This is a genomic window from Streptomyces sp. CB01201 (genome assembly GCF_002803085.1).
Classification (GTDB): domain Bacteria; phylum Actinomycetota; class Actinomycetes; order Streptomycetales; family Streptomycetaceae; genus Streptomyces; species Streptomyces hundungensis.
Genome location: NZ_NNBJ01000022.1, coordinates 64922 through 77525 on the forward strand (window position 1 = coordinate 64922; position 12604 = coordinate 77525).

Below are 12604 nucleotides of genomic sequence, written 5' to 3' on the forward strand. Positions count from 1 at the left end.
GTGGTACTGATCGGTGTCGCAGGGTGGGGGTACGGCCCCGGGGTGCGTAGGTGCGGCGGACCTGAGGGGGCATGGTGCGGATCAGAAGCTGCACACGACCATGCCTGCGGTGGCTCCGCCCGCCCATCCGATGAGGCCGCCCGGGAGTGCTCCGACTCCGCCGGCGAAAGCTCCCGCGAAAGCTCCGGTGATGGCGGTGCCGACGGCCCACTGGGCCACACACTTGTCCCAATCACCGTCCTTCTTGAGCTTGTCCTCGTACGCCTTCTTCTCTGCATCCGAGCAGGTGTGGCCCTGGTATCTGGCACAGGCGTCACCGACATTGTCCATGGGCGACATCCGCGGAGGCTGCGCCTTCAGGCTCTTCGTCCTGGCCGCAGAAGCCTTCAGCAGCGCGCTTCCGGGGAAGGTGCCCGGGCCGAACGTGACCGAGGACGGGTTTTCGGTTCCCTCGATCGTCGTGCCAGTGGCCGCTTCGATGGACTGGGTGAGAGTGTTCCCGTCGACCGTCAGCTTGAAGGCGTGCTTGACGCCCTTCGTGTCGGTCACGCTGCCCGGCTCCATCCGCATGATGGGCGTGCCCTGCGTATCGACGATCTGCGCGCCGCTCGCGGTGGGAGCGAGGCGGGTTCCGGCCGGGAGGTCGAGCTTGGCACTGGTGGATGTGGCGGCGAAGGTCTGCACGGCGGCCCCTTGTGCCGGGCTGGTGCCGCTGGTGGGCATGTCCGGGCTGGCGTGCGCCACATACATCGTGGAACCCGCCGTGGAGTCGACCACGGGCACGGTCACCGTGGAGTCCGTGGTCCACGGCTGGTGGTCGGTGTCGAACGTCCACGTACCGGTGACCTTCTTGCCGACAGCGGCGAAGTCGACCCATCCGTAATTCTTGCTGGGGACGGTGACCACGACACCGTTGACAGTGGTCGAGTCCGACTGGTAGGTCGTCGTAGCCGTCAACTGGGCAGAGATCATCGCCTGCACGGGCACCGAGACTCCGACCGACGTGGAAAGGCCGGACGACAACGACTGCGACCATCCGGAGTGGTAGACGGTGGTGAAGACCTGGGTGACCTTGTCGGAGGTGTCGTTGTACCAGACCGAGGACGCTTTTTGACGAGGCAGCGCTTCGGGCTGGCCCTCGGAGGTTTCGGTCCATGAGCAGGTCGACGTCTGCTTCGAGCAGAGGTCGGCGTAGTAATCGAGCGCCAGACTCCTGGCCTCAGCCGCCTTGGAGGCCGGTATGGTCCATTCCTGGCTCAGGCTGCCGTTGCAGGGGTTGGGGCTGGCGAGGATGCCCCAGAGGTGCAGGCCGCTGAGGTTGTCCATGCAGTACTCGGCACCGGTGCTGGTGTCGCGGCGGACGATTCCGAAGGTGTTGGGCTTGCCGTCGATGGGGCGGAAGTGCCACTGTTCGCCGTCTTTCCCGCATGACTGCTGCTGGGCAGGCTGGGTGGCGTAAATGCACTTTCCGGAGGAGGTGCTGGCGATATTGAACATGCCGGGTTCGCTCAGCTTGATCAGGCGCCAGTTCGTGAAGTTGGCGCCGTCAGGAGTGACGGAGACCTGGTTTCCGTCGTTGGTGCCCGTCGCGTTGAGGGTGCCGTCCCCGTTGGTGAAGGTGTAGGGGTCGGTCGCGGCGGCTGCGGACGTCGCGGTCACGCCGAGAGCCGGTAAGAGCAGGGCCACAGCGAGCGCTGGCACCGATAGGAGTCGCGCGGCTCTATTTCTGGTTCTCCTCATGATCAATCTCCGTGGTGAGCTTGTGGTTCTCCATGGGTCTGCTGTCGCCGGCGAACGTAGAGCAGCGGAATGAAATCCTGAGGAAATCGCCCACTGATGTGGAGGTCGGCAACTCGGTGCTCGGCCGTGGAGAGCACTTCAGGCAACTCGCGCATGGGTCGTCGGCGACTGGCTCGCCTCGAAAGGAGGGCCGTTCAGCGAACGGAGCCGCGCGGAAAGCGGAGGCCAGGAAGGCTGAGGCGGTGACCAAGTGGTCTTGTGCTCGCTCTTTCTGCGGACGGAAACGCGGGGTACCGGCCTGTCCAGACGCCATGGTCGTCCTGGGAGCGACCGCGTCCTCGAAGGCGGCACGCCTCCGCAAGCGAGGGCAGCACGCCTCCCCAAGCGCTCGCGGTGCTGAAAGGCGAAATTCGTGTCGCTGGCCGACAGCGGCCGGAAGGCAGTTGGTTCCCGACCGGGGCAGGTGGGATCCGTGGCTGTGCCTCCCGGCCTCAAGTGCGTTGACGGTCAGTGCAGTTGGAACTTCTGGGCGGGGCTGCCGTTGCAGTCCCAGATCTGGAGCCTGGTGCCGTTGGCGGTCGCGCCGCTCGGTGAGTCGAGGCACCTGCCGGACTGCGGGTTCAGGAGCGAACCGTCCGACTGGACGACCCACTTCTGGCCGCCGACGCCGTTGCAGTCCCACAGTTCGACCTTGGCGCCGCCCGCCGTGCCGTTGCCGTTGATGTCGAGGCAGCGGCCGAGCGTGCGCAGGGTGCCGTCGGCGAGGTGTGCCCAGTGCTGGTCCTCGGCGTACTTCTGGCAGTCCCAGAGCTGCACCGCGGCGCCGTTCACCCCGGTGTCGTCGGCGGCGACGTCGACGCACGCGCCGCCGGGGCCGGTGAACTGGCGCTGGTCGCCGTTGGGTTCGTCGGTCTGGCCCGTGTAGCCGACCGAGGTGATGTTGGCCTGGACGGCGTTCTCGGCGGCGTCCGTCGGATAGCCGGCGACCATCACGCCCTCGAAGAACGTGCCGCGGTTCCAGTTGCTGTTGTCACCCCCGGTGCCCAGGATGATGCCGCCCTCCTGTTGCATCGGCGCGTAGCCGCCGCGGTTGGGCAGGGCTCCGTCCCACCAGGTCGACAGGCCGCCCGACTGCGCGTCGGCGCCCTTGAGCGCGTACCTGGTCTGCCCGTTGTTCTTGAGCATGGCGGTGACGTACGGGGTGCTGTTGCCGCGGTTGGCGGTGTTGGAGCCGTTGGCACCTTGGAACATGCCGTTCTCCAGGTCGGCCTCGATCCAGGGTCCGGAGCCGGTGCACGGCGCGAAGTAGCAGGTGGTGGCGATGGACACGGCGTCCATGTGGCCGTTGCCGGTGTCGGCGGGGGTGCGTTCGGCGTTGCCGTAGTCGAAGCAGCAGGCGGAGCCAACGTGGGTGCCGCTGGCAACCATGTAGGCGCCCTCGGCCTGGCCGTTGACGGCGGTGCCGGATGCCTGGCCGTTGGAGCGGTAGCCGACGCCCGGCGAGATCCAGATGCCGTACACCTTGTGGCCGCCGGCGGTCACCGAGATCTCGGCCGCGTCGGCGCCCCGGTCGGCGCCCATTCCGGCCGTGCCGGCCGGGCCCGGCAGGAGGTCGTTGTGCCGTGCTGTCTGGTCGTAGACCTTGCTGATCGAGCAGGTGGTGTTCTGGCAGAAGGCGTCCTGCGCCGCGGCGTTGGCGTAGCCGCCCGGGGCGAGCACGCCTATGTCCTTGGCCGCGCCGTCGGAAACCCGCTTCACCTGGTAGAGCGGGCCGTTGTAGGAGGAGAAGAGGGCGCGTGTGGTGCTGTGCGCGGCGACGCACGCGGTGCCGGCGCTGCCGTAGATGTCGCAGGGCAGGGACACGGCGGCCTGGGACGACGCGGGCAGCGCCAGGAGCGTGCCCAGTACGACGCTGAGGACGGCCATGACGGAGAGTGCGGCCCGGCGGGCGCGGCCGGCGGGGCCGTGACCGGAGCTGCCGGTTCCTGTGTGGGGGAGTGGCGCTCTGCGCATGCTGTGCTCCCGAGGGGTGTGGGGTGGAGCCTCAATGGGCGTGCAGGAGACGCGAGTTGCCGTGGTGCGGCTGAGGCGGAACGTAACCCCACTGTTTGATTAGGTCAATGTTTGTTGCTTCTGATTCGATTCTTTGGCGGAAGATTTGGGATTTGGCGCGAGCGCGAGGGTTCCCGGCAGGCCGGGCCTACCTCATGGAGAGGTCGACCCGGTGTCGGAGGAGAAGCGGCTGCCGTCCCATGCGCTGTTACGTCAGGACGAGCCAGCGCCGGCCGTCGATGAGCTCGCGTGCCGCGTCGAGGTGGCCCGCGTGGCACGCGGTTTCGGTGATGACGTGCAGCAGTACATCGCGCAGGGTGTGCAGATGCGGCTCGCCGAACAGATCGCGCGGCCACCAGGCAAGGGCCGTCTCGGGCACGCCGGCCGCACTGATGTCATTGGCGATCTCGGCTTCGCGGCGGTACGCGTCGAGCACATCGGCGGCCGGCACCAGCGGCGGCACGATCCAGGCTTCGTCGCCGCTCGGCAGGCTCCGGATGACGTCCTCGTCCCCGGCCACGACCGCACGGAACCAGAAGCGCTCGACATCGAGCGTGAGGTGCTGGACGAGCCCCAGGCAGTGCCAGCCGGATGGCAGCACGGGCCTGCGCAGCGCTTGCGCGTCGAGTCCGTCGAGGATGCCGAGCACATGGCGCCGCTGCGCATCCAAGGCCTTGAGAAGCGCCCTGATCTCGCCGTGCGCGGAGGTCTCACTGTTGCTGTCGGTCATGGTCCCATGATTCCCGACTCCGTAAGGATCGGGAGCAGAGGTCGGCTATAGAGTGGGGCACGATGACGCCCGCCAACTGCCGTGCAGGCATTGGCCGATGGTGACGAAGTCGGCTCCGACGCCGCGTGAGAGAGTGGCGTGCCCGGGGCCCGGCTCGGGGCAGCCGCCCCTGCCGTCGGCGGTGCCGGACGCCGCGCCCGGACCGTGAGAGGACCCGATGCACGCCAACGAGCAGGCCCAGACTCCCCAGAGCAGGACGCCTCGCAGCGGCGCGGTCAGGGCGCCCGCTCCGGAGCAGGCGACACCCCCTGGCCTGCTCGCCCTCCAGCGGACCGCGGGTAACGCGGCCGTGCTCCAGATGCTCCGCAAGTCCGGCCACGCCTGGTCCCAGGACCAGCACGCGCACACGGACGGCTGCGGTGAACAGCGCCACGGCAGCCGTCCGGAGGCGGCGGTCCAGCGCCGCTCCGCCGTCCACGATGTGCTGCGCTCTCCCGGCCGGCCCCTGGACGACGACACCCGTACGGACATGGAGGCCCGCCTCGGCGCCGACTTCACCGGCGTGCGCATTCACGACGGAGCCGAGGCCAAGGCGTCCGCCGCCGAAGTCGGTGCGCGTGCCTACACGAGTGGCGACCACGTCGTCATCGGTGAGAGCGGCGCCGACAAGCACACGCTGGCGCACGAGTTGACGCACGTCATCCAGCAGCGCCAAGGGCCGGTCACCGGGACCGACCGGGGCGACGGCCTGAGCGTCTCGGATCCCTCGGACCGGTTCGAGCGCGCGGCCGAGGCCAACGCCCGCCGGGCGATGTCCGGCTCGGCGCCGGTCCAGCGGGCTGCCGTACCCGCCGTCGGCCCGACGCATCAGGGTTCCCCGGTGATCGCCCGGATGCCCGCCGAGGAGTCCGCGACCGAGACGGCCAAGCCGTGGCTGGTGTTCGGCGTGGACGGGCGCAACAAGGAACAGCTGACCTCCGCCGTCGAAGCCGGGTACCGGCGCTTCGACACGGCGGAGAGCTACCGCAACACCGAGACCGTCTCCGAGGTGCTGCACGCCCTGCCTCGCGGCAGTTACGAGATCCTGTACAAGTTCGATGTCCGCTCGGGCGAGTCGGCCGCGGTGCTCCGCGCCCGCCTGGAACGCGCCGCCGCGCTCTTCGAGGGACGCCTCGACGGCCTGGTGATCCACAACCTGGACGTCGACAGGAAGGACCTGTCGGACGCCTGGCAGGTCCTCGCCGAGCTGAAGCGCGACGGGATCACCGGGCAGGTCGGACTGGGCAACGTCGGTGAGGACCACACGGAGCTGCTGGCCGAACTCGGCGGGGTCGACGCGGTGGAGAACTCCGTCGAAAGCCTTCTGCTCAGCGAGAACGTGCAGAACGCGATCAAGGAGTCGGGCGCGCACCTGTACTACTACGACGTCATCAGGACGGCCCGCCAGATGGATCTCGACCTGACCTCGCCCGACGACCTGAACGGCCTCATCTACACCATGGCCGGCACCTTCCACCGGCCCGACGGCACCTCCAACGCCACCATGATCAGCAGCAGTGGATCGTCCGGCACGCAGGCGGCCAACCTGGAGAACTACGGCGGCGGCCCCGACCACGAAGACTTCACCGGGGACGAGCAGTACGGTGCGATGGAGAAGATCGACAAGTGGCGTAAGCAGCAGAGCTCCGGCCAGACGAACGACAGCTCGTTCGCGCTCCGCCCCCAGCTCGCCGGCTGGCTGATGGAACTGTGCGAACCGGGCGCCGCCGACACACTGCGCGACAGTCTCCTGGACGCGGCCAAGCAGAAGGGGACCTCGGTGAACCAGGCGTTCATCGAGGAGTGGCTGGTGGAGCAGGGCCGGGTCACGGCGGAGGAGCTCGGCTCGGTACGGATCCCCTCCCGGGTGGGTCTGAAGCGGCGCTACATCGGGATGACCCTGCGGGACACCCTGTCCGCGCTGTTCGGGGTCAAGAACTGCGACTGGAAATGGTCCATCGAACTGGTGCAGTTGATGTTCAGCGACACCGACCAATGGGACAACGTGCTGCGGTTCGCCGCGGGGGAGATCGTCCAGCAGTGAGTGGCGCGGGGTCCGACCCGGTGGAAGACCCGGCCGCGAGCGGGGGCCGTCACGGGCGTGAGGGTGCTGTACGGCGCTCCGAGCGCACCTTCACGGGATGGCCCCCGGAGGCTTTCGACGTGCTGCTGCGGTTGGAGGGGGAGCCTTCGCCGTCCGTGCGGGAGGAGTGCCGCAGGGACCGCGAACGGCTGGTGCGGAAGCCGATGATCGCGCTGCTCAACGACATCGCCGACACGGACCCGGCGTACGAGGACTTCTCCGTCTGGCACTACCGCACCAACTCGTGGTGGTGGCAGCACCAGGGTGCGGTGATCCGGCTCGCGCGCAACGTGGAAATGGGCCTGCGCTTCGACCTCGACGGCCTGCGCATCCAGGGGGCTTGGTGGTACCCCGTTCCGGAGCAGATCAAGAGGTTCCGGCAGGCGGTGGCAGCGGCGGGCAGTGGCCCCCAACTCCTCTCCATCGCGCAGGAGTTGACAGCGCGGAATTATGAAGTCACCGGAGACCTCATGAAGCGGGTTCCGCGGGGCTACCCGGCAGACCACCCGCGTGCCGAACTCCTGCGGCATCGCTCGTTCATCGCCGCCCGGCCGCTGGGATGCGCTGCCTGGCTGCACGCCCCGGAGGCCTTGGACGTGGTCCTCGACGCCATCGACGAGCTCAGGGACATGATGTCCTGGCTGCTCCGGCACGTGAAGGTGTGACCCTGGCCGAGGCATGCCCGGCGCGACGGACCTGCTCGCCCGAGCCCCCCGTCACACCCTCGATGCACTGACCGACCCGAGCCCTGCGCGTGGCGGAGGCGGCCGATCGCGGCGCCGCGCGTCGTGCTGCGGCCGACCGGTCGTGCCAGGTGGTGCGAGGCGGCGCGACGTGGCGTGGGGAGCTGGTCGGATCCGTATTGAGGGGTGGGTAGCGTTGTGCGGGTCGCGCTGGATGACCAGTGCCGACGCGAGACGGCCCCCGGACCTCGTGGGCCCGATGGGGATTGGGAGTGTGGGCGATGAGCAGCAATCTGGAACGGCCTGTTGTTGAGGTTCCCCGTGGCCAGGCGCCGCAGTTCCTTGAGATCAAGGACCTGTGGGTGGGGGAGGGCGACGAGGCCGTGAAGGGGAGCCGCGTCTCCGTGCAGTACGTCGGGGTCGCGCACTCGACGGGCCAGGAATTCGACGCGAGTTGGAACCGGGGCGAGCCGTTCGAGTTCGACCTGTTGGCCGGCCAGGTCATCAAGGGCTGGGACATGGGAGTGAAGGGCATGAAGGTCGGCGGACGGCGCCGGCTGGTCATCCCCGCGCACCTGGGCTACGGCGACCGCGGCGCAGGACCGGCGATCCGCCCCGGCGAGACCCTGATCTTCGTCGTGGACCTGCTCGCGGTGAAGTAGCCGAGGGTAGCGGTCGGCACGCGGCGGGCCCCTGCCCAGGCAGGGGCCCGCCGGGGGTTGGGCCACGCTTCAGGCGGGACTTCCAACTGTGTCCGGACTATGTCTGGCGAGCATCACAGTGTCTTGCCCGCGTGCGTGGTGAACGAGTCGTGAACGAAGGGCCACCTATACCCGGGAATTCCTCAGTCATGTGACGCATCAGTCTCGGGATTCGTCTCCCTTCGGCACCGTGTGAAGGTGACGTGGGCGGGCAGTCGGCGTGAGAACCCGGTCCGCGCAGGGACGGCCAATGCTTCGGCACCGCTCATGGTGTCGGAAAGGGAAGAATTTCCTGCGATGCCCGTCCTTGGGTCGTGACAAGGATCAAGGTATTCAGCTGATGGGCCACAGCGCAGATGAGCTCAACGACGTCCACGCGTTGAAGAGGAATTGCGGCTGGCGGCCGACGGGCGCATCCGGGTTCTCGGGGTCGGAATCGACGTTGGTAGTCCTCACGTCGGTATCGGCATTCGTCCGAACAGAACTGAGGTGGATCGCATGAATGACAACGCCAAGATAGGGGTGGCCGTTGCGGGTGGATACCTGCTCGGCCGCACCAAGAAGGCCCGTCTGGCTCTGGGTCTGGGCATGTATCTGGCCGGGAAGAAGCTGAGCCTCGACCCGAAGCAGCTGCGCCAGATGGTCATGGACAATCCGGTGCTGAGCGGTCTCGGTGACCAGGTGCGTACGGAGTTGGTGGGCGCCACCAAGAGCGCCGCGACCGCCGCGCTGACCCGGCGTGCCGGGTCGCTGGCCGACAGCCTGCGTGACCGGACCCAGGTCCTTCAGGGGCAGGCCGGCCCCGCCAAGGGCGAGAAGGACGAGCCGGAGGACGAGCCCGAAGAGCACGACGAGGACGACGAGGCGGAGCAGCACGACCGCGACGACGACTTCGAGGACGCGGACGAGGAGCAGCCCGCGAAGGCGCCCCGTCGCAAGACCGCCACCCGCGCGAGCGGGAAGGCCACCGGTACATCGCGGACGCAGGCGAAGGCGTCGGGCAAGGCGTCCGACGACGAGGACGCCGAGCGCCCGCGTCGCAAGGCCACGAACGGCTCGCGCAGCAGCTCCGGCAGCGCACGCGGTACCGCCCGTAAGTCCTCGGAACCGTCGGGTCGCAAGGCCCCGGCGCGCAAGACGGCTGCCCGTAGGACGTCCACCCGAGGGGGCGACGATGCCTGAGCAGACTTCGAATTCGATCAAGGACCGGATCGCGGGCAACCCCGCGGCCGGCCGCCTCAAGGAAGAGCTGGGGAACTACCTCCAGACGCGCGCGGAGCACGCGGTGAGCGGGCTCGGCGAGAAGCTGGGCAATGGCCTCGCCAGAATGGGCGAGGGCCGCAGCAGTGACGGCGATGGCTCGTCCGGCGGGCTCATGAACGCTCTGGCCAAGGGGGGAAAGGTCCTCGCGGACGGCGGTTCGCCGGCCAAGGCGGCGCTCTCCGCGGGCGGCGGGGCACTCAAGGACAAGGTGACCGGGCTCTTCAGCAAGGGCAAGGGCAAGGGCGGCGGCGGCTCCAAGAGCGTCAATATCGTCGAGGACATCGACGTCGGTGTGCCCGTGCGGGAGGCCTACGACCAGTGGACGCAGTTCCAGGAGTTCAGCACGTTCGCCAAGGGCGTCGTGAGTGTCGAGAAGAGCGACGACACCAGCAGCAACTGGCGGGTCAAGGTCGCCAAGTCGACTCGGAGCTGGAAGGCGAACGTCACTGAGCAGATACCCGACGAGCGCATCGCCTGGACCACCGACGGGGCCAAGGGGACGGTCAAGGGAGTCGTCACCTTCCACCCGATCACGGACAACCTCACCCGGGTACTGCTGAACCTTGAGTACTTCCCCCAGGGACTGTTCGAGAAGACGGGCAACATCTGGCGTGCACAGGGCAGGCGGGCGCGGCTCGACCTGAAGCTGTACCGCAAGTTCATCATGATGCGCGGCGAGGCCACGGACGGCTGGCGTGGGGAGATCCGTGACGGCGAGGTCGTGGTCGAGCACGACGACGCGGTGGCGCGAGAGGAGAACGGCGACCAGGTCGGCCCGGACGAGGAAGAGAACGACGGCCACGCCGCCGACTCGACCGAGGACGTCGACGAGTACGCCGATGAATACGCGGACGATGACGCTCCGGATGACGGAACCGAAGGCGACGCAGCGGCAGAGCACGAGGACGAGGACGAGGACGCGGACGACGTCGACTACGACGACTACGAGGACGCGGACGAGGACGCGGACGCGGACGAGGGTCGCGACGGTCGGCCTGCGCGTGCCCGGGCCGATGACGACGAGTACGAGCAGGACGAACTCCCCGAGGGCCACGGCGACGCCCGGACCACCGGAGACGCTACCGAGGACGACGAGGACGAGGACGAAGGCGAGTTCGACGACCTCGACGACGAGGACCTTGAGGATGCCGAGGACGACGGCCACCCGGAGGACGACGTCGACGAGGCGGAGCGACCCGACGAGGACGACGAACAGCCGCGGAGGCGGCGTACAGCTTCCCGACGCTGATCGCTGATCGCTGATCACTGACCGCCGGCCGGTGACCGCTGATCGGTCACCGCTGGAGGGGTCCCGAGGCATCCGAGCCGCCGGGCCTCAGAGGCGGCCGCACGGCATGGCCCCGTCAGAGGCAGCAGTAGTCCTGGCGACCCTTCGGTGCGGCCGTCGCGGGGCTCTCGCGCGGTACCCGCGCGTCCGCCACGCATGCGTAGACCCAGCCCACATATTCGGCGCCGGGGACGAGGCATATGAGGTGCGAAGGCGGGCAAGCGGCCACGACACGCACATCGGGAATAGCCGTTCCCGTGCCGCTGAAGCACCAACGAAGGCAGCAGCCACAGCAGCAGCGAAAGGAGTACCGCATGGCCTCCGAAACAGCCTCGGACACGACGGCCGAACGGACCTCGGAAAGAAGCAAGGCGAGGTCGGCGTCGACGGGTGAAAAGTCGACGGGTGAGAAGTCGGAGACGCGCGAGGGCGAAAGGCCCCGACCGCGGACCAAGCGGGCTCCCGCGAAGCCGTCCATGCGCGTAGTGATGAGCAAGGCAGTCGAAGAACTCTGCGAGCTTCTGCGCTGCCCCTCCGGTTCGGTGTCCGCCATCAAGCCGTCCGATTCCGGATGGACGGCGGACATCGAAGTGATGGAGCTCGAAAGGATTCCTGACACCAGCAGTGTTATGGCCTCCTATCGAGTGCAGCTCGACGAGCGTGGGGAACTGACCGGATACGAGCGCACCCGGCGCTATCAGCGTGGTGCGGTGGACCGCTGAGCGCATCGGGCGCTCGCCGGCGAATTCTCCGCGTCCCGATCCGATGAACCCCGTATCCAATCGCGTGGCGAAACAGCAGCAGCCACCAGCAACAGGAAGGACTCGTCATGACCGTGGTACCGCAGGCAAATGCGCCGACCGGAGGATCCGGCGGCGGATCTTCCGGTCTCTACGACGTCCTCGAACTGGTCCTGGACCGCGGCCTGGTGATCGACGCCTTCGTCCGTGTCTCCCTGGTCGGCATCGAGATCCTCAAGATCGACATCAGGGTCGTGGTGGCCAGCGTGGACACCTATCTGCGCTTCGCCGAGGCATGTAACCGCCTGGATCTGGAGTCCGGTAACAAGGCTCCCTCCAAGATCACCGACTTGATCGGCGATGCCACGGAGAGCGGGGCCCACGGCAAGACCAAAGGGGCACTGAGCGGTGCGGTCGAGGCGATATCCGACTCCCTGAAGGGCGGCGGGGACGACGATGACGACCGTGAGCCCGCTCAGCGCAAGTCGTCCTCCGGCACCCGCCGCACCACAAGCCGTCGTCGAGAGGCCTGATCCGTGTCCACATACATCTACGCCATCCTCCCCGCCGACCGACCGCTCAACCTGGACGGTCTTCAGGGTGTCGGCAAGGAACCCACCGCGCTCCGGACGCTCAGCAGCGACAAACTGACCGCTGTCGTCAGCGAGGCCCCGGAGGACCTGCGGGCCAAGCGCCGTGACGTCCTGGCGCACCAGGCGGTCCAGGAGCGCCTGCTCGCCGACGGCTCCGTCCTGCCCATGCGCTTCGGACTTGTCGGACCGAACGACGAGGCCGTGCTCGCCGAGCTCGACGCGCAGGCCGACGCGTACCTCCACCGGCTGGAGGCGATCGGCGACTGCATCGAGTACAACCTCAAGGCCTCGCGGGACGAGAGCGACCTGCTGCGTGAGGTGGTCGCCGAATCGGACCTGGTGCGCGACCTCAACGAGCGCACAAGGAAGAACCCCCAGGCGCAGGGCGACAAGGTCGCTCTCGGCCAGGCGATCTCCCAGGAGGTCGAGCGACTTGAGAAGCGCGACGCGAGCACGGTCATCAACGGACTCGCGCCCTCGGCTCAGCAGTACGCTACGGCGGACGTGCCGCAGGCGCACTTCCTGAACGTGTCGTTCCTCGTGCCCCGCGCTTCCGCCGCGGAGTTCTGCGACCGCGTCGACGAGATGGCGAAGCGTCTGGAACCGGTGTTCCAGCTCAGCCTGCGCGGTCCGCTGCCGCCCTACAGCTTCGTCTGAGGTCAGCCCCCCGATTCGTCCGAGGCTCGCCCCCG

At 68.2% G+C, this 12604-nt stretch carries 11 protein-coding genes; 8 read left to right on the forward strand and 3 right to left on the reverse strand.

Going from position 1 to position 12604, the window contains the following annotated elements:
- Window positions 1–81 precede the first annotated feature (81 nt).
- The 3 genes from CG740_RS33785 to CG740_RS33795 all read right to left on the reverse strand — a co-directional run bounded on the left by CG740_RS33785 (window position 82) and on the right by CG740_RS33795 (window position 4522).
- A complete protein-coding gene (locus tag CG740_RS33785) occupies window positions 82–1659 on the reverse strand; it encodes a hypothetical protein (protein WP_159030471.1) in 1578 nt (525 codons plus the stop codon).
- A 588-nt stretch (window positions 1660–2247) separates the two neighbouring features.
- Window positions 2248–3666, reverse strand: a complete 1419-nt coding sequence (locus CG740_RS33790; RefSeq protein WP_234376637.1) for an arabinofuranosidase catalytic domain-containing protein — start codon at window positions 3664–3666, stop codon at window positions 2248–2250.
- A gap of 334 nt (window positions 3667–4000) precedes the next feature.
- On the reverse strand, window positions 4001–4522 hold the full coding sequence (locus tag CG740_RS33795; RefSeq protein ID WP_100579126.1) for a DinB family protein: 522 nt from the start codon (window positions 4520–4522) through the stop codon (window positions 4001–4003).
- 217 nt (window positions 4523–4739) lie between these two features.
- Here CG740_RS33795 and CG740_RS33800 point away from each other — a divergent pair, with 217 nt between their 5' ends.
- The 8 genes from CG740_RS33800 (at window position 4740) to CG740_RS33835 (ending at window position 12569) form a co-directional block, all read left to right on the forward strand.
- Complete coding sequence (locus CG740_RS33800; protein ID WP_100579127.1) at window positions 4740–6605, forward strand: aldo/keto reductase; 1866 nt, start codon at window positions 4740–4742, stop codon at window positions 6603–6605.
- Window positions 6606–6724: 119 nt separating this feature from the next.
- Window positions 6725–7309 (forward strand): DUF2461 family protein, encoded by a 585-nt coding sequence (locus tag CG740_RS33805; RefSeq protein WP_234376638.1) that lies wholly within the window; start codon window positions 6725–6727, stop codon window positions 7307–7309.
- 299 nt (window positions 7310–7608) lie between these two features.
- Window positions 7609–7989 carry an FKBP-type peptidyl-prolyl cis-trans isomerase gene (locus CG740_RS33810; RefSeq protein WP_100579129.1) on the forward strand — a complete coding sequence of 127 codons (381 nt, stop codon included), beginning with the start codon at window positions 7609–7611 and terminating at the stop codon, window positions 7987–7989.
- Between the two features lie 537 nt (window positions 7990–8526).
- A complete protein-coding gene (locus tag CG740_RS39970) occupies window positions 8527–9210 on the forward strand; it encodes a hypothetical protein (RefSeq protein ID WP_159030472.1) in 684 nt (227 codons plus the stop codon).
- Window positions 9203–10540 carry an SRPBCC family protein gene (locus CG740_RS33820; protein ID WP_100579130.1) on the forward strand — a complete coding sequence of 446 codons (1338 nt, stop codon included), beginning with the start codon at window positions 9203–9205 and terminating at the stop codon, window positions 10538–10540. Before CG740_RS39970 ends, CG740_RS33820 begins: the two co-directional genes overlap by 8 nt.
- A gap of 353 nt (window positions 10541–10893) precedes the next feature.
- Window positions 10894–11301 (forward strand): gas vesicle protein GvpO, encoded by a 408-nt coding sequence (locus CG740_RS33825; protein ID WP_100579131.1) that lies wholly within the window; start codon window positions 10894–10896, stop codon window positions 11299–11301.
- A gap of 107 nt (window positions 11302–11408) precedes the next feature.
- Window positions 11409–11852, forward strand: a complete 444-nt coding sequence (gene gvpJ / locus CG740_RS33830; RefSeq protein WP_100579132.1) for a gas vesicle protein GvpJ — start codon at window positions 11409–11411, stop codon at window positions 11850–11852.
- A gap of 3 nt (window positions 11853–11855) precedes the next feature.
- On the forward strand, window positions 11856–12569 hold the full coding sequence (locus tag CG740_RS33835) for a GvpL/GvpF family gas vesicle protein (RefSeq protein WP_100579133.1): 714 nt from the start codon (window positions 11856–11858) through the stop codon (window positions 12567–12569).
- Window positions 12570–12604 lie beyond the last annotated feature (35 nt).

Coding starts and splice junctions, on each gene's coding strand:
- CG740_RS33790 (WP_234376637.1), bottom strand. CDS start 3,666: ATGGCCGTCCTCAGCGTCGTACTGGGCACGCTCCTGGCGCTGCCCGCG.
- CG740_RS33795 (WP_100579126.1), bottom strand. CDS start 4,522: ATGACCGACAGCAACAGTGAGACCTCCGCGCACGGCGAGATCAGGGCG.
- CG740_RS33800 (WP_100579127.1), top strand. CDS start 4,740: ATGCACGCCAACGAGCAGGCCCAGACTCCCCAGAGCAGGACGCCTCGC.
- CG740_RS33810 (WP_100579129.1), top strand. CDS start 7,609: ATGAGCAGCAATCTGGAACGGCCTGTTGTTGAGGTTCCCCGTGGCCAG.
- CG740_RS39970 (WP_159030472.1), top strand. CDS start 8,527: ATGAATGACAACGCCAAGATAGGGGTGGCCGTTGCGGGTGGATACCTG.
- CG740_RS33820 (WP_100579130.1), top strand. CDS start 9,203: ATGCCTGAGCAGACTTCGAATTCGATCAAGGACCGGATCGCGGGCAAC.
- CG740_RS33825 (WP_100579131.1), top strand. CDS start 10,894: ATGGCCTCCGAAACAGCCTCGGACACGACGGCCGAACGGACCTCGGAA.
- gvpJ (WP_100579132.1), top strand. CDS start 11,409: ATGACCGTGGTACCGCAGGCAAATGCGCCGACCGGAGGATCCGGCGGC.